This window comes from Phycisphaerae bacterium (genome assembly GCA_017999985.1).
GTDB lineage: Bacteria > Planctomycetota > Phycisphaerae > UBA1845 > Fen-1342 > JAGNKU01.
Genome location: JAGNKU010000020.1, coordinates 40,487 through 58,383 on the forward strand (window position 1 = coordinate 40,487; position 17,897 = coordinate 58,383).

At 65.4% G+C, this 17,897-nt stretch carries 6 protein-coding genes; all 6 read right to left on the reverse strand.

What is annotated here, in order from left to right; translation table 11 throughout:
- Positions 1-220: 220 nt before the first annotated feature.
- Positions 221-769 carry a hypothetical protein gene (locus tag KA383_19125; protein ID MBP7748232.1) on the reverse strand — a complete coding sequence of 183 codons (549 nt, stop codon included), beginning with the start codon at positions 767-769 and terminating at the stop codon, positions 221-223.
- 128 nt (positions 770-897) lie between these two features.
- On the reverse strand, positions 898-5,631 hold the full coding sequence (locus KA383_19130) for a hypothetical protein (protein MBP7748233.1): 4,734 nt from the start codon (positions 5,629-5,631) through the stop codon (positions 898-900).
- A 499-nt stretch (positions 5,632-6,130) separates the two neighbouring features.
- Positions 6,131-6,679, reverse strand: a complete 549-nt coding sequence (locus KA383_19135) for a hypothetical protein (GenBank protein MBP7748234.1) — start codon at positions 6,677-6,679, stop codon at positions 6,131-6,133.
- Positions 6,680-6,807: 128 nt separating this feature from the next.
- Positions 6,808-11,760, reverse strand: a complete 4,953-nt coding sequence (locus KA383_19140; protein ID MBP7748235.1) for a hypothetical protein — start codon at positions 11,758-11,760, stop codon at positions 6,808-6,810.
- A gap of 396 nt (positions 11,761-12,156) precedes the next feature.
- Positions 12,157-12,696, reverse strand: coding sequence for a hypothetical protein (locus tag KA383_19145; protein ID MBP7748236.1), 540 nt, complete (start codon positions 12,694-12,696; stop codon positions 12,157-12,159).
- A 118-nt stretch (positions 12,697-12,814) separates the two neighbouring features.
- Entirely contained in the window at positions 12,815-17,638 is a 4,824-nt protein-coding gene (locus KA383_19150) for a hypothetical protein (GenBank protein MBP7748237.1), read from the reverse strand.
- Between the last annotated feature and the right edge of the window lie 259 nt (positions 17,639-17,897).

Below are 17,897 nucleotides of genomic sequence, written 5' to 3' on the forward strand. Positions count from 1 at the left end.
CGGGCGGCGCGCACAATCGCCTGTCATCCGTGCGTATCGGATTGATATATGGCAAGGTGGATTCCTCAGCCGGGAATTCGCGCCCGCCGCGGCGGGACGGCCGATAATACAGAGCGAGCGGCGCAAAACTAGGGCCGCGTCGCAGTGCGTGCACCGCGACGCGGCCCGTCGTATTCATGGTCCCAAGGCCCGGTCACTCACGCGACCGGAACCATTCAGCCTAGCGCCGACGCAAAACCAATGCCAACGCCAGCAACGCCAGCGATGCCGGCTCCGGCACCACCTGAATCGCGCCAGTGCTGTAGTTCACCGGCACAAAACCACCATTGATGAACCCTTCCGTCAGATCACCCAGTCCCGGCCACGGATTGCTGTCGCCCGGTACCAGCGCGGCGGTGCCCAACCCGTTCAGCGTCAAGGTCACCGTCGCCAACAGAATGTCATCGCCCCAGACCTGCGCCGGCGGCTGAACCAGCCCCGCCAGCCCATCGCCATCCGGTGCAAACGCTTGGTCGAACAGCGGCCCAATCACCACATCCAGGGCCGTGTACGACACGTTCATGGCGCCGCCGATCGTCAGGTCAATTCCAAAACCCTCGATCGCGACGTCTTCCGGAATGTCCGCCAGGATGTCAATCGTCGCCGTCCCATTCGACAGCGGGACTACCTGGAAGACCGGGCTGATCGATACCTCGATCACGCCGGCCAGCGCGGGGCCCGCGAGCAGCCCCAGCACCAGGGCACCACAACACAACGCTCGAATTCTCATAATCCCTCATCCTCCTCGAAGATCGCGCCCGCCAGCAGCGGTGCGCACAAGGCTCGTTCCAACACACACCCGCCGGGCCACCGCCGGCAGCCACACGGCCGCCGGCGGCGCCCAGTCGGATCAATAACCTACCGAATCACCGGCGTCGGATTCTGCACCGGCGACACATTCGGAACCGGGGTCGGCTTCGGCACGACGAAGATCTTGCCGTTCGCCATCCGGTAGCACATCCGCCACGCACGGTAGTCCACCAGCGTGATGCAGTTGTCACCATCCATGTCGGCGGCCGGATTGTACTTCACGTCGCCCACACAGGTGCCGAACGCGTCGAGGAACGCCCAGTAATCGTCGAGATCGACATCGCCGTCCTCGTCGAGGTCACCGCACAGCTCGCACTCGTCGGGTACGCCGTTGCCGTTCCAGTCACTGCTGCATTCCGGACCCGTGCAGTAGCCGCCCCACTGAGTGCCGATATCGCACTCGTCGGGGATGCCGTTCTCGTTGCAGTCGTTCGGCGGAGCGCCGAAGCTGATCTCCGCCCGGAGCAGCCAGTTACCCGGCAGCCCAATCGCATCCATGTTGTACGTGTTCGCCGGATCCCAGAAGTTCGGGTCGTACGGGGTGCTGTTGAACGTCACCCAGGACTGACCCTGCGGCACGGTCTGATCGAGCGGGCCGGGGTACTTGCCAGCCGCGTGCTGGAACGAAGCGCCCACGAAGAAGCTCCCGCTGACCTGGACCGAAATCGGCACGGACTGGAACACATCCGTGTCGATGCTGCCCGCTTCGATCGTACCGGTGGCTTGCGCCAGCAGGACGGCGTCGAGCGGGTTACCGTCGCCGTTCGGATCACTCCAGACGTAGACGCCGAACGAAGCGCCCGGCGTGGCGCCGGAAGAGCCGGGGTAAGACGGCGAGCCGAAGCAGGTCTGAATGGCCTGGATCGTGCCGGGGTCAGTCACCGTGAAGTGGTTCACCCAGGCAAACGCGCCGCCGGCCGTGAGGCCGACGCTGTTCTCGCTGGTGCCGTCGTCCCACAACAGGATGTCGCGATCCTTGCTCCAGATCTGGCACTCGTCGGGGATGCCATCGGGCTGGCAGTCCTGGCTGGCACCGCTGGCGATGTCGCACTCGTCGGGGATCGCGTTCTCGTTGCAGTCCTGGCTGGTCCCGTTGGCGATGTCGCAATCGTCCGGAATCAGGTTGCCGTTGCAGTCGTTGCCTTCGAGCTGGCACTCGTCCGGAATACCGTCGAGGTTGCAGTCGAGGCTCGTGCCGCTGGCGATGTCGCAATCGTCGGGCCGCCCGTTGCCGTTGCAGTCCACTTCGCACTCATCGGGGATCAGGTTGCTGTTGCAATCCTGGCTGCAATCCGGCCCCTGGCAGATCGGCGGAACGTCGCAATCATCCGGGATGCCGTTCTGGTTGCAGTCGGCACCACCGGCGCCACCTTCAGCGCGGACCATCCAGTTGCCCGGCAGGCCGTAGCTGTCGATCACGCCCGGCGGGAGTTCGCACGCGCCGAGGTTGTTCGGATCCGGCGGATTGACCGAGTCGCCGGCGACCCAGCTCTGGCCCTGCGAGGCCGTCATGTCGATGCGAGCCGGGTACTCACCAGCGACCGTGCCGATGATGACACCCACGAAGAAGTGCGTGCCATCACCACCAACCGTGACATCCGGGATGTCGACCAGGTTGAACGTGTCCGTGTCGGAGTTCACGACGGCCGTGTCGGCCTGCGCCAGAACCTGCCCGTCGGTCGGGTTGCCGTCCTGGTTCGGATCGCTCCAGACATACACCGTCGCCGGCGTGCCATCGGGGACCATGCCCCACGCGATGTTGACGGCGGTGATCTTGCCGGCGTTGGGCGCGACCGTGAAGTGGTTCATCCACACCACGTAGCCGCCCGCGGTCAGGCCAATCGAATCCTCGCCGACGCCGTCATCCAACTGGTAGGTGTAGCGCGGGCCAAAGCCGCCGAGTTCGCAGCCGTCGGGGATACCGTTGCTGTTGCAGTCGGCGCACCACAGCTCGCCCTGGCAGTCGGCGATGTCGCACTCGTCCGGGATGCCGTTGTCGTTGCAGTCCTGGGAGTAGCCGGACAGGATGTCGCACTCGTCGAGAATCCCGTTGCCGTTGCAATCGATGAACGGCTCGCATTCATCCGGAATCCCGTTGAGATTGCAGTCGTCCGACACGCCGTACAGGATGTCGCAGTAGTCATCCACGAGATTGCCGTTGCAGTCGAGGAACGAGCACGTCGTGAACGGGCCGCCCCAGAAGCCGTCGCAGTTCGAGGGCAGTTCGTTCGAGCAGGTGTCGTCGAGATGGCAGCAGGCGCCTTCGACTTCCCGCACGTTGACCGTGTAGTCCTCGACTTCGCCGTAAGTGGTCGTGCCACACGGCGAGGGGTTGCTGTTCGCATAGTCGATGCGGATACGCAGCCGGGTTGGCCCCGGGGTCGCCGTCATCGGCGGCGTGATCGTGAAGTTGTACGGGCCGACGCCGTTGACCGTGCCGATCAACTCGCCGTCGTCGTAGAAATCCAGATCCTGGTTCCAGTCGACCCACACGGCGCAGATGTCCGACGTCCAGATCGGGTTGCCGTTCGTCACGGTGAGAAGCGAGCCCGCACCGTAGGCAACATCCGCGACGAGGTACGTGTAGTCCTCGTACTGGCCAGCGCCGCAACCGCTCGGGTTGTTAATGGTCTCAATCTGCACGTTGCTGATGTACTCGTCGCAATACAGCGCGCCAGCCGGGCAGTAGAACGGCACGCAGGGGTTCGGATCGCAAGGCGCGAGGTCACCCTGCCACAGGCCACCCAGGTTCGTGCACTGCTCGATCGTCTGGTTCGGCACGCAGGTGCCGTCCGGCAGGCAGCAGGCGCCCTTCGGCAGGTAGCACGGCTCACACGTGAGCGTCGCGTAGTAGTCGAGCGTGCAGGGGTAGTTGCCCCACTCGGACGGACCGACCCAGAACCAGTAGGTCCCGGCCGGGACGCAGCCGGTCGCGATCGTGACCGGCGTGCACTCCGCGGCGGAGGCACTCGCGATAATCGAATATGAGGAGCAGTCATCCGGACCCGCGCCGGCGATGATGAAGATCAGCACCGGGAATTCGGCCTCGGCCGTCCAGGTGAAGATCGTGTCGCCCGTCGTCGTCAACTGATACCAGTCGGTGTCGCGGAGTTCGGTATCGGCCCAGGCCGAACCGCAGACGGTCTGACCGCACTCGATGGGCGCGAACGCCACCGGCACGGCATTGCAGCCGCCATCGGTGTCTGCGCCGCAGGGCTCCGGCTCCTCGACGCTGCTGGGCGGGCAGATCACGATGCACGGGCACTGGGAGCAGACCGTGTAGGGCCCCAGCCAGTTGTCCGCGCACTCCGCCTGCGTGGTGATGTCGCACGTGCCATCCGGATGGCAGCACGCACCTGTGAGCTGACCGCACGCCGGCGACAGGTCCGCGCACAGCGTGTCCATCGCGAAGCGGCCGCCCAAGGCCAGGCAGTCCGTCCCCAGCACGTTGTCCGTGCACTCGGGGATCCAGTCGAGGCAGCAGGCGCCGTAGACCGGCGGGCACTCGCCGCCCGTCAGGCAGAACGCGAGGTTGTCGCCGAGCGGGTTCAAGGTGCCGCCGCTCGCCTGGTAGGAAACGAAATCGCCCACCGGCGAATTCATCCACAGGAACGCGCAATCCGCGCTGTTGATCAGGCTCTTGATCGAGATCCAGCCGTCGCTCTGCAGGCTGCACGGCACCAGATCCACGCTGAAGTAGTACATCTCGTAGCCGGCGTAGTTGTACCCGGTGTCCACGGCGGTCGGCGTCACCATGTACGCGGCCGTCTGGGCGCCCGGCATCCCGCCGGCATCCTGGTAGAACTTGATCTCGAATGTCAGGTTGGAAACGTCGCAGGGCGACCAGCCATAGTACGGGTCAAAGTACAGCGGCAGGCCCCACCAGTGAACGTCGCCGATCTGCTCGGTCACGCCCGAGAAGTTCTCGTAGACCGTGTAGTCGAACGCGGACGTCACGGCGCTGGTATAGGCGCCCCACGCGTCCTCCGGCAGCGCGGGCCGCTGCCCGAAGAGCGAGCCTTCGGGGCAGGTCGGCACCGGGGCGCCGGGCAGGACGTCGATGTAATACTGGCCGCAGCTTGAGCCGTAGCCGTCCACCACGATGTAGTACGTGTGCCCCGCGCTCACCGCGACGCTGGCCAGGCGCGAGACCCAGCTCGAGTAGGCCGGCGACGAGCACGAGTCGTCGTTGCAGCCCATCACCAGGCCGGGGCAGGTGTCTTCATACACGTAGAGCTTGCTGTCGTAAGCCGTGGGGCCAACGCACAGCGTAATCTCGAGCACTTCGTTGACGGCCGGGGTGTACGCATACACCACGTCCGCCGCGGTCGACCCGGTGTACGGGCAGACTTCGTCGTAGTTGTTCGAGTACGAGCACGTGTTCCCGGAGTCGGTGAACGGAATCGCGGTAATCACAAACGCATCGGCGCAGGTGTCACCACCGACCCGCGCCTCGCTCGCCACTTCCATGTGCCGCGTGGCCGTCGGCACGGCAGGCGTCTTCGCCCGCGCGCTGGCCGTGGCACTCGATACGCCCGCCGCCGTCATGGCGCCACGAACCTCCGGTTTAGCCCCGGACGCCGGTGGCGTGGTTGCGATGCCGGCTGGCGCTACGGCGGTGTCGTCCACCGCGGAGGTCGCCGCGCGGGCGGCGGCGAACCCATTGACGGGTACCGCGCTGTGCGCATCGCGCGCGTTCTGCAGCGGTACCGTCGCGGCCACCAGCACCAGGCTCGTACACAGAAGTGCGAGCCCGAGCTGCACGTCCCATCTGGCTCTCATACGTTGCCTCCTCTACACACGATGATGATGGTTTCAGTTACGGAACAACGCGCCCCGCAACCAAGATGTGCACGCAAAAAGACCCCCGCGCCGTGCCCCCGCGCACGGCGCGCACTGCCACTGCCGTGTGCAATACGACGAAATGCTCTTTCCCCTTGCCGCATACTGATGCAAGCCGCAAGAACTGCTAGTTGCCTCTCCGACACCCTACCCCATCAGATTAATCCCTCGTCCGGTAACAGTCAAGCAAATTCCCGGGCAGCGTAGCGCGGGCGAGGGGCGGGCGCCCGGCCACGCAGGTTGGTGCCAAGAATCCCGCCGCTAATGAGTTACGTGCAGCGCCCATGCCGAACTGATACTTGATGCCGAACTCGCCGGCGAATACCCGTCGATTGCCCGGCGCATGACAAAGGCCGCGCCGCAGTGCGTGCACCGCGACGCGGCCCGTCGTATTCATGGTCCCAAGGCCCGGTCACTCACGCGACCGGAACCATTCAGCCTAGCGCCGACGCAAAACCAATGCCAACGCCAGCAACGCCAGCGATGCCGGCTCCGGCACCACCTGAATCGCGCCAGTGCTGTAGTTCACCGGCACAAAACCACCATTGATGAACCCTTCCGTCAGATCACCCAGTCCCGGCCACGGATTGCTGTCGCCCGGTACCAGCGCGGCGGTGCCCAACCCGTTCAGCGTCAAGGTCACCGTCGCCAACAGAATGTCATCGCCCCAGACCTGCGCCGGCGGCTGAACCAGCCCCGCCAGCCCATCGCCATCCGGTGCAAACGCTTGGTCGAACAGCGGCCCAATCACCACATCCAGGGCCGTGTACGACACGTTCATGGCGCCGCCGATCGTCAGGTCAATTCCAAAACCCTCGATCGCGACGTCTTCCGGAATGTCCGCCAGGATGTCAATCGTCGCCGTCCCATTCGACAGCGGGACTACCTGGAAGACCGGGCTGATCGATACCTCGATCACGCCGGCCAGCGCGGGGCCCGCGAGCAGCCCCAGCACCAGGGCACCACAACACAACGCTCGAATTCTCATAATCCCTCATCCTCCTCGAAGATCGCGCCCGCCAGCAGCGGTGCGCACAAGGCTCGTTCCAACACACACCCGCCGGGCCACCGCCGGCAGCCACACGGCCGCCGGCGGCGCCCAGTCGGATCATAAACCTACCGAATCACCGGCGTCGGATTCTGCACCGGCGCTACGTTCGGAACCGGGGTCGGCTTCGGCACGACGAAGATCGTGCCGTTCGCCATCCGGTAACACATCCGCCACGCACGGTAGTCCACCAGCGTGATGCAGTTGTCGCCATCGGAATCCGCGAGCGGGTTGTACTTCAGGTCACCTTCGCAGGTGCCGAACGCCGCCAGGAACTCCCAGTAGTCATCGAGATCGACATCGCCGTCCTCGTCGAGGTCGCCGCACAGCTCGCACTCGTCGGGTACGCCGTTGCCGTTCCAGTCACTGCTGCATTCCGGACCCGTGCAGTAGCCGCCCCACTCGGTGCCGATATCGCACTCGTCGGGGATGCCGTTCTCATTGCAGTCGTTCGGCGGAGCGCCGCACGTACCGTCAACCAGGAACGGGAAGTCCTGGACGTACGTGCCGTCCAGCGCGTTGGCCCAGGCACCGCTGCTGCTGGTGTACTGCAAGGCGTTGGCACCGGGCTTGCCCGTCAGACCCAGGATGGTCACCGGCGGAGCCCAGGGACCGGACGTGCTGGTCCCCGCGAACGAGTAATCGACCCAGTACGTGCCCGGCGGGAGCTGTACCCCGACCGTGCAGACGCAGGTCTGGATCTGCCGCGTGCAGTCGATGGTCGGGAGCGTCCGGTAGATGCCGGAAGCCGCGACACTGGCGAGCCGGTTGGTCGTCAGGTCGCCCCAGATCACGCTGCCACCCGCGTTCGGCGGGCCGTCCCAGATCTGCATCACCACCGAGTTGATCGTCGGCGGCGTAGCGCCGGTCTGGTACGAGTAGACCGTGATCGTCTCGATCATGCACAGGTTCTCCAGCGTGAAGTCATCGGCGATGCGGTTGCCGGCGCTTTGCTGCGCGCCCCAGCCGTAGGTGCCAAGGCCCAGGCTATCCTGGAGCACGCTGGTCTGGCCACCGCAGCCGGTGCCCGTCGCCATCGGACCGTTGTCCCACAACAAGTCGCGCTGGCCGCGGAGCTGGCACTCATCCGGAATGGCGTCGCCCTGGCAATCCTGGCTCGTGCCGGCCGCGATGTCGCACTCGTCCGGAATGCCGTTCGGCTGGCAATCCTGGCTCGTGCCATCCGCGATGTCGCACTCGTCCGGAACCGTGTTGCCGTTGCAATCCTGGCTCGTGCCATCCGCGATGTCGCACTCGTCCGGTACGGCATTCAGGTTGCAGTCGAGGCTGTAGCCGCTGGAAATGTCGCAGTCATCCGGGCGACCATTGCCGTTGCAGTCCACTTCGCACTCATCGGGGATGAGGTTGAAGTTGCAGTCCTGGCTGCAATCCGGCCCCTGGCAGATCGGCGGAACGTCGCACTCATCCGGAATGCCGTTGGCATTGCAGTCGGCGCCGCCGCTGCCGCCCTCGGCACGGATCAGCCAGTTGCCTTCCAGGCCGGCGATCGTGTCGATGTTGATCGGCGGCACATCACCGCCACCCAGGTTGTTCGGGTCGAGGTTGAACGTCGTGTCGCCCGCGATCCAGCTCTGACCGTTCAGCGCGCTGTTCTGGTCGACCGACGCCGGGTACTCGCCACCGGCGTGCGCGATGTAGGCACCCGCGAAGAAGCTGGTGCCGGCGGGCCCGACGTTCGTCTTCGAGATGGAGACGGTCGTCAGGATGTCCGTGTCGGCGTTGGCCACCACGGTCGGACTCGACGTGAGCACCTGGGCATCGGTCGGGTTGCCGTCCTGGTTCGGATCGCTCCACAGGTACACGGTGCACTCCGTGCCGTCGGGCACATTGCCCCACGCCACGCTGATCGAGATGATGCTGTCGCCACCCTCAACCACGATGAAGCGATTCATCCAGGCGATGGTGCCGCCAGCGGTCAGACCGATCGAGTTCTCGTGCGTACCGTCGTCATACTGGTACGTCACGCGGGCCTTCGCCCCGAGCTGGCACTCGTCGAGGATGCCGTCCGGCTGGCAGTCGAGAGCCGTGCCGCACACATCCGGATACACCGTGCCGCAGTTACCGGTGGCACAGCCACCCGGCAGCTCGCACGCGTCCGGAATCCCGTTCTCGTTGCAGTCCTCATCGCACTCGTCGGGCACGCCGTTCAGATCGACGTCCACGCTGTAGCCGCTCGCGATGTCGCACTCGTCCGGGATGCCGTTGTTGTTGCAGTCCTTCGATTCACCGTTGAGGATGTCGCAGGTGTCATCGGCGCCGTTGGCGTTGCAGTCCTCACCGCCGCACGCGGTGTTGTCGCCGACGTAGATGCCGCCGGCGGCCACGCAGTACGGCTGGTACGTGACGTAGCAGCTCCCGTCCGGCTGGCAGCAGGCACCCTGCGGCCAGGCGTTGCAGACGATGTTCAGGTTGAACCCGCCGCAACCGGTGCTGTACGACGCCACGCGGATCCAGACTTCCTGGCCTTCCACGAGGTCGACGCTCAGCAGTGACAGTAGACCGCTGCCGGCATCGTCGTCGCAGGCCAGTTCGGTGCCGCCGCACGCGTCGTACACGGACAGGACCGTGTCACTCTGCGAGCTGCCTTCCGTGTCCATGACCACCGTGCCGACGCAGGTCGCGGTGTAGCGATACCAGACGTCCTTGTGGGAGTTCGTCTGGCACGAGGCCGTGCCGTCGTCGGTCGCCGCGCAGTTGTCGCCTGTCGCGGCCGGCGTGCCGTTCGTGACGACAATCGCGTTCGCGCACAGGTCATTGGTCATCGGCGGCGGGCACTCGCTGATCGTCATCGTGAAGTCCGAGCAGGTCGGGCTCGGCCACGTGTCGATCATGATGTAATACGTCCCGGCCGTCAGGTTCACGGCATTAATCACCGGATTGCCGCTCGAGTTCGTGTTGAACGCGAGGCAGCTCGCGCCCGGCGGGCAGGCCGTGTCAATCGCGACGCCCAGCCAGGTCAGCACGCCGTCGACGGCAATCTTGATGCACATGTCCTCGGTGACGGTCAGCTCATACAGGATATCTTCGCCGCCGTCGTAGGAGCCGAGGCAGGTGTCGGCGTAGTCATTGCCACGCCCGCAGGTCGTATCCGTGTCCACGTAGGGCAGGCTCGCCACCGACAGCACGATCGGCTTCGGATTGGCGCAGTTGTTGCCCGGCTGCGGGCAGGTGTTCGGCGTGCAGGTCGTGCCGGCGCCATAGAACATGCCGCCCAGCGCGTCGCACGCGGCCTGGTCCAGCGTCTCCTGGCAGGAGCCGTCGATGAAGCAGCACGCGCCCACGCACGGATTCGGCGTGCACAGCGAGCCGTCACCGTGATACACGCCACCGCCGGCGAGGCAGTCCGCCTCGCTCACCGGAGCCGTGCAGACGACGCCCACGCAGCAGGCGCCTTCGGGGGCGGCCGGACGCACGTTGATCGAATAATCTTCGACCTCACCGTAGGTGGTGATCCCACACGGATCCAGCGTGCCGGTGTACGTGATGCGGACACGCATCCGGGTCAGGCCTTCCGGCGTACCAACGGGCGGGGTGATCATGCCCGTGTACGGACCGTTGCCCGGCGAGCCGGCCATCGTGAAGGCTTCGCCGGCATCGTAGAAGTCCATATCCTGGTTCCAGTCGACCCACACCTTGCACTGGTCGCTGCTGTAAGGGTGACCGTTCGTGACGGTGATGGCGTAGCCAATGCCGATGGTCATGTCAGTGACCAGGTAGGTGTAGTCACCGTAGCCGCCAGGCTGCGAGCAACCGGTCTGGTTGTCGATCGCGCCCACCTGAACACGGCTGATGTACTCGTCGCAGTTCGTGTAGCTCGAACCGGCGTCGCAATACGTCGGGACGTGGATGTTGGCCACCACGTTGAGGGTGTAAGCCCCAACCGACCCGTTGGCGGCGTCATACATCACGGGGTAGTAGTACGTGCCATCGGGCAGGTTCTTCCAGGTCATGCTCACGTTGCCGTCCGGGCAGCTCCACGACCAGGGGCTGGCCGCGGACGTGAAGGTCGTGCAGGGGCAGCCGGTCATCAGGTTCAGGTACGCATTGCCCCAGACCGTCGCGGTGCCGCAGTAATCCAGCGTGATGTCCCAGCCCGTCGCCGAGCCGGTCACCGTGAAGGCTTCCCACACGTTCGGCGTCGGGAACTGCGTGCAGTCCGGCTGCGCGCAGGTGTTGTCGCCGTAGAACGTGAACGGCACGCCGGCCGTCAGCGTCGGGATGAAGCCGCCGTAGTAGTCCACCAACTGCTCGCAGGTGTCGTTCGGGGGATAGTTGCCCGCACACGGGTCACCGGCCGCATAGTAGCTCAGCGTGAAGGTGTTGGCGGCCGTGCCGGTGCAATTGTGCTGGTTGTAGGACCGATAGGGGGCGATGACGACGTAGTAGGTGCCGTTCGCCGTGCAGGTCCACTGGAAATCATTGGGCAGCCACGTGTTCGGGCCGCCACTGCAGGAACCGTCCACGCCGGCCAGGATCGCGCAGTTCGTGTCGCAGATCTTGATGTCGGCGTCGAAGTTGCCCGTTCCGATGCTCCCGGGCTCGAGCGGGCACAGGTCGAAGTGATAGATCAGCCCAACATAGCCGTTGAAGCTGGCGTACCACTTGCCCTCGGTGGCGCAATCAGCGCTCACGCTGTAGCCCCAGACGTCGGAGCCGATGTCGCCCAGCGCGGCGGTGGGCGCCAGGCAATCGGCGCACGCGCGCACGGTGCTGGTCTGGTCCCAGCCGTATTTCGCGGCGGCCTCCTCTTTGGCGCGCCGCTCGATGGTCGCGATGGACATCGCCCCCGAATCGACCTCTTTGATCGACTCGGCGACGCTGCGTTCGGCCACGGCGACCGGATGCGCAGCCGAAAGCTGCGCGGCGCTGGCCGCCTGATTGGCCTGCGCCTCCGCCGCGCTCTGAGCGCGATCTACCTGTGCTGGCACCGAGGCAGCCACCAGCATCAGGCTCGTACACAAAAGTACGAGGCCCAACTGCACGCCCCAACTCGTTCTCATGTCCTACCTCCTCTTGCACGCAGACTGCGCTGTGGAGCACGCGCTCCACAGTCACGGGTTCTCATTCTGCGAACTGCAACGGTGCATGACGCACAGACATGCTCCCCGCAGGGCACTACACTGAGGCGGGATGCCTTTTCCCCTTGCCACACACAGAAAGAGGCACATACAGACTTGAAGCACCGCCTCTACTTCACCCTCACCAGCCACAGTAAAGCCCCGTCCGCTAAGTGTCAAGAGAAAAGGCCTCCCGCCGGGGTCCATCGGCCACAAAGTTCGGGATCGCTCCCGGACGACGTCTCCAAAAAAGCAGGCCGCACCGTGATACCATAATCACGGTGCGGCCTGTCGAGTTTCCGTCAGTCGCGGCCCGTTCGTGGACCGCGCTGCGGCGGCCTAGCGCCGACGCAGAACGAGGCCCAAAGCCAGCAGGACCAGCGACGCCGGCTCCGGCGTCACCTGGATCGCGCCGGCGGTGTAGTTCACCGGCACGAAGCCACCATTAATGAACCCTTCGGTCAAGTCGCCCGCGGCATTGCTGTCGCCGGGCAGCAGGGTCGTCGTGCCGACAGCGTTGAGCTGGAGCGTCACGGTGGCCAGAAGGATGTCCGTGCCCCAAACGACGTTCGGGGGCTGGACGAGGCCGGCCAGGCCGTCGCCATCGGGCGCGAACGCCTGGTCGAACAGCGGCCCGATAACCACGTCGAGGGCCGTGTAGGACACGTTCAGGTCACCACCCAGGTTCAGGTCCATCCCGAACCCCTCGATGGCAACGTCTTCCGGAATCGTGGCCAGGATGTCGATCGTCGCCGTCCCGGCGGAAATATCGACCGACTGGAACGCCGGGCTGATCGTAACCTCGATCACGCCGGCGAGCGCCGGGCTGGCCAGCAGCCCAAGCAGCAGAGCGCCACAACACAGTGCTTTCAGTTTCATGATTTTCAATCCTCCTCGCGGATCAATCGTAATTCGTACTCACGAACAGGTTCAGCCAAGCGAACCGGGCGTCCGCCGGCGGGTTGTGCCCGCCGGCGGAGCCCGATTGGACCATGCGTTAGCGAATCACCGGCACCGGCTTCAGAACCGGCGCGGGGGCCGGCATGGGGACCGGCTTGGGCGCCACGAACTTGAAGCCGTTGGCCATCAGGTAGCACTCGCGCCAATTGCGGTAGTCAATCAGCGTGATGCAGCCGTCGCCGTCGGAATCCGCGAGGGCGTTGTACTTGATGTTGCCTTCGCAGGTGCCGAACGCCGACAGGAACTCCCAGTAATCGTCGAGGTCGACATCGCCGTCCTCGTCCAGATCACCGCACATCTCGCAACTGTCGGGCACGCCGTTGCCGTTCCAGTCGCTTTCGCAGGCGGCGCCTTCGCAGTAGCCGCCCCACTGGGTCCCGATATCGCATTCGTCGGGGATCCCGTTGGTGTTGCAGTCATTCGCCGGAGCGCCGGCCGCCCCGTCGATCAGCAGCGCATCGACGTTGCCCTGCGCGCCATCGACGCCGACATAGCGGATGCCGAGGCGGAAGGTCTGCGGCGGGGCCGCGACGGTGTAGCTGAACGTCGCCCAGGTCCAGTTCGACACCCAGTTGTCAGTGTCAAGCTGGGCGATGAGGATGTCGTCACCGTCGTTGACGTTCGGACCGATGACAATCCACGCCTCGACGTCGTAGTTGTCGTATGGGGTGATGCCCCAGTAGACACTGCCCATCGTGGCGCCGCTGAGGGTGAAGTTGCCGAACAGCGTCATCGGGCCCGAGATCAGCCACTCATCCTGCGGGACCAGCGCCGGGTCGTACTCACACTGCGCACTGGCCAGGCCCTCGTAGTACGAGCCGGTGGTCTGGAACCAGGTCAGGTTGCCGCTGTGGGTCGCGATCGCCGTCCAGCCGGCCGGCGGCACGCCGCCTTCGAAGCCTTCGGTCAGGATCACGTCGCGCTTGCCGGCGAGCTGGCACTCATCCGGGATGCCGTCACCCTGGCAATCCTGGCTCGTGCCGGCCGCGATATCGCACTCGTCCGGAACGCCGTTGCCATTGCAATCCTGGCTCAGGCCGCCGGCGATGTCGCACTCGTCCGGAACCGCGTTGCCGTTGCAGTCCTGGCTCGTGCCTTCGGCGATGTCGCACTCATCCGGCACGCCGTTCAGGTTGCAGTCGAGGCTGTAGCCGCTGGCGATGTCGCAATCATCCGGGCGGCCGTTGCCGTTGCAGTCGTCTTCGCACTCATCGGGGATGAGGTTGAAGTTGCAGTCCTGGCTGCACTCGGGGCCTTCGCAGATCGGCGGAACGTCGCACTCGTCCGGAACGCCGTTGCCGTTGCAGTCGGCGCCGGCCGCACCGCCCTCGGCGCGGATCAGCCAGTTGCCTTCCAGGCCACCGATCGTGTCGATGTTGATCGGCGGAACGCTGGCCGCACCCAGGTTGTTCGGGTCGAGGTTGAACGACGTGTCGCCCGCGATCCAGCTCTTGCCGTTCAGCACGCTGTTCTGGTCAACCGACGCCGGATACTCGCCGCCGGCGTGCATGATGTACGCACCGGCGAAGAACTTCGTACCGGCCGCCCCGACGCTCGTCGTCGGGATGGTGACGGTCGTCAGCACATCCATGTCGGCATTCGCGACCATGGTCGGCGCCGAGGCGATGACTTGCGCATCGGTCGGGTCGCCGTCCTGGTTCGGATCGCTCCACAGGTACACGGTGCACTCCGTGCCGTCGGGCACATTGCCCCACGCCACGCTGATCGAGAGGATGCTCTCCGCACCCTCGACGACCACGAACTGGTTCATCCAGGCGATGGTGCCGCCGCTGGTCAGGCCGATCGAGTTCTCATGCGTACCGTCGTCATACTGGTACGTGATGCGGGCCTTCGCCCCGAGCTGGCACTCGTCGAGGATGCCGTCTTCCTGGCAGTCCAGGGCCGTGCCGCACACATCCGGATACACCGTGCCGCAGTTACCGGTGGCACAGCCACCCGGCAGCTCGCACGCGTCCGGAATCCCGTTCTCGTTGCAGTCCTCATCGCACTCGTCGGGCACGCCGTTCAGATCGACGTCCACGCTGTAGCCGCTCGCGATGTCGCACTCGTCCGGGATGCCGTTGTTGTTGCAGTCCTTCGATTCACCGTTGAGGATGTCGCAGGTGTCATCGGCGCCGTTGGCGTTGCAGTCCTCACCGCCGCACGCGGTGTTGTCGCCGACGTAGATGCCGCCGGCGGCCACGCAGTACGGCTGGTACGTGACGTAGCAGCTCCCGTCCGGCTGGCAGCAGGCACCCTGCGGCCAGGCGTTGCAGACGATGTTCAGGTTGAACCCGCCGCAACCGGTGCTGTACGACGCCACGCGGATCCAGACTTCCTGGCCTTCCACGAGGTCGACGCTCAGCAGTGACAGTAGACCGCTGCCGGCATCGTCGTCGCAGGCCAGTTCGGTGCCGCCGCACGCGTCGTACACGGACAGGACCGTGTCACTCTGCGAGCTGCCTTCCGTGTCCATGACCACCGTGCCGACGCAGGTCGCGGTGTAGCGATACCAGACGTCCTTGTGGGAGTTCGTCTGGCACGAGGCCGTGCCGTCGTCGGTCGCCGCGCAGTTGTCGCCTGTCGCGGCCGGCGTGCCGTTCGTGACGACAATCGCGTTCGCGCACAGGTCATTGGTCATCGGCGGCGGGCACTCGCTGATCGTCATCGTGAAGTCCGAGCAGGTCGGGCTCGGCCACGTGTCGATCATGATGTAATACGTCCCGGCCGTCAGGTTCACGGCATTAATCACCGGATTGCCGCTCGAGTTCGTGTTGAACGCGAGGCAGCTCGCGCCCGGCGGGCAGGCCGTGTCAATCGCGACGCCCAGCCAGGTCAGCACGCCGTCGACGGCAATCTTGATGCACATGTCCTCGGTGACGGTCAGCTCATACAGGATATCTTCGCCGCCGTCGTAGGAGCCGAGGCAGGTGTCGGCGTAGTCATTGCCACGCCCGCAGGTCGTATCCGTGTCCACGTAGGGCAGGCTCGCCACCGACAGCACGATCGGCTTCGGATTGGCGCAGTTGTTGCCCGGCTGCGGGCAGGTGTTCGGCGTGCAGGTCGTGCCGGCGCCGTTGAAGACACCGCCCAGCGCGTCGCACGCGGCCTGGTCCAGCGTCTCCTGGCAGGAGCCGTCCACGAAGCAGCAGGCGCCCACGCACGGATTCGGCGTGCAGTTCGAGCCGTCACCGTGGTACACGCCACCGCTCGCGAGGCAGTCCGCCTCGGTCACCGGCGCGGTGCAGGTGACGCCCACGCAGCAGGCGCCTTCCGGAGCCGCGGCACGCACGTTGACCGTGTAGTCCTCGCACTCGCCGTAGGTCGTCGTCCCGCAGATCGGCGGCGCGGTGCTGTAGCTCAGGCGGACGCGCATGCGGGTGTTGCCCAGCAGCGCGCCGACCGGCGGCGTGATCGTCGTGGTATAGGGGCCAACGCCGGACCACGTCGTGATGATCGCCTCGCCGGCGTCCTCGAAGTCCAAGTCCTGATTCCAGTCAATCCACAGCGCACCCTTGTCGCTGCTGTACGGGGTGCCGATGGTCACGGTGATCAGGTAGCCCGTGCCGATGGTCATGTCGGTGACCAGGGCGGTGTAATCGCCGTAGCCGGTGCAGGCCGTCGCGTTGTCGATCGTGCCCACCTGGACGCGGGCGATGTACTCGTCGCAGCCGCCGCTCGCCTCGCAGTAGCTCGCGACGTGCGGGTTCGCGACGACGTTGACGACGTAGGGGCCAACGGAGCCGTTGGCCGCGTCATACATCACCGGGTAGTAGTACGTACCGTCCGCCAGACCCTTCCAGGTCATGGTGACGTTGCCATCCGGGCAGCCCCAGGACCAGGGGCTGGCCGCCGCCGTGAAGGTCGTGCAGGGGCAACCGGTCATCAGGTTCAGGTACGCATTGCCCCAGACGGTCGCGTTGCCGCAGTAATCCAGGGTCACGTCCCAGCCCGTGGCCGAGCCGACCAGCGTGAAGGCTTCCCACACGTTCGGCGTCGGGAACTGCGTGCAGTCTGGCTGCGCGCAGGTGTTGTCGCCGTAGAACGTGAACGGCACGCCGGCGGTCAATGTCGGGATGAAGCCGCCGTAGTAGTCCACCAACTGCTCGCAAGTGTCGTTCGCGGGGTAGTTGCCGGCGCACGGGTCGCCTTCCGCGTAGTAGCTCAGCGTGAAGGTGTTGGCGGCCGTGCCGGTGCAATTGTGCTGGTTGTAGGCCCGATAGGGGGCGATGACGACGTAGTAGGTGCCGTCCGCCGCGCAGGTCCACTGGAAATCATTGGGCAGCCACGTGTTCGGGCCGCCACTGCAGGAACCGTCCACGCCGGCCAAGATCGCGCAGTTCGTGTCGCAGATCTTGATGTCGGCGTCGAAGTTGCCCGTTCCGATGCTCCCGGGCTCGAGCGGGCACAGGTCGAAGTGATAGATCAGCCCGGCATAGCCGTTGAAGCTGGCATACCACTTGCCCTCGGTCGCGCAGTCTGCGGACAGGCTGTAGCCCCAGACAGCGGAGCCGATGTCACCCAGCGCCGTGTTGGGCGTCAGGCAATCGGCACACGCGCGGACGGTGGACGTCTGGTCCCAACCGTGCTTGGCTGCCGCCTCTTCCTTGGCGCGCTCGCCGACCGTCGCCGTGTCCGTCGCGATCCGGTCGATTGGCTTGATCGTCTGGACGGCGACGCGCTCTACGGCCGCAGCGGCCTGGTTGGCGGCCGAGAGCTGGGCGGGATCGGCCGCGTTGACGGCCTGCGCCTCAGCCGCGCTCTTGGCGCGCTCGACTTGTGCTGGCACCGTGGCGGCGACCAGCATCAGGCCTGTACACAGCAGTACGAGGCCCAAACCTCCGAGACTCTTCTTCCTCATGATGCCCTGCCTCCTTCACAAAAAACAAACACAGGAACCGAGAAGCTCAGGTGCAGACACTGCACAAACACATGACGCGAAATGAAACGTATCCACGAGACACATGGACCTGAGAAAACGGCGCAACAGTGCCGCCGGCGAAGCCACTGGCGCGCCACAACGCCACGCCGGGTGCGCTCCTGGGCACTCATGCGACCCTGATGCACAACATGGGGCTGCCTCTTTCCGTCGCCCGCGACCTCACACTAATTCCGACCCT

What these genes read in the sequence shown, in the direction of transcription:
- KA383_19125 (MBP7748232.1), bottom strand. Translation starts at nt 769, where the DNA reads ATGAGAATTCGAGCGTTGTGTTGTGGTGCCCTGGTGCTGGGGCTGCTC.
- KA383_19130 (MBP7748233.1), bottom strand. Translation starts at nt 5,631, where the DNA reads ATGAGAGCCAGATGGGACGTGCAGCTCGGGCTCGCACTTCTGTGTACG.
- KA383_19135 (MBP7748234.1), bottom strand. Translation starts at nt 6,679, where the DNA reads ATGAGAATTCGAGCGTTGTGTTGTGGTGCCCTGGTGCTGGGGCTGCTC.
- KA383_19140 (MBP7748235.1), bottom strand. Translation starts at nt 11,760, where the DNA reads ATGAGAACGAGTTGGGGCGTGCAGTTGGGCCTCGTACTTTTGTGTACG.
- KA383_19145 (MBP7748236.1), bottom strand. Translation starts at nt 12,696, where the DNA reads ATGAAACTGAAAGCACTGTGTTGTGGCGCTCTGCTGCTTGGGCTGCTG.
- KA383_19150 (MBP7748237.1), bottom strand. Translation starts at nt 17,638, where the DNA reads ATGAGGAAGAAGAGTCTCGGAGGTTTGGGCCTCGTACTGCTGTGTACA.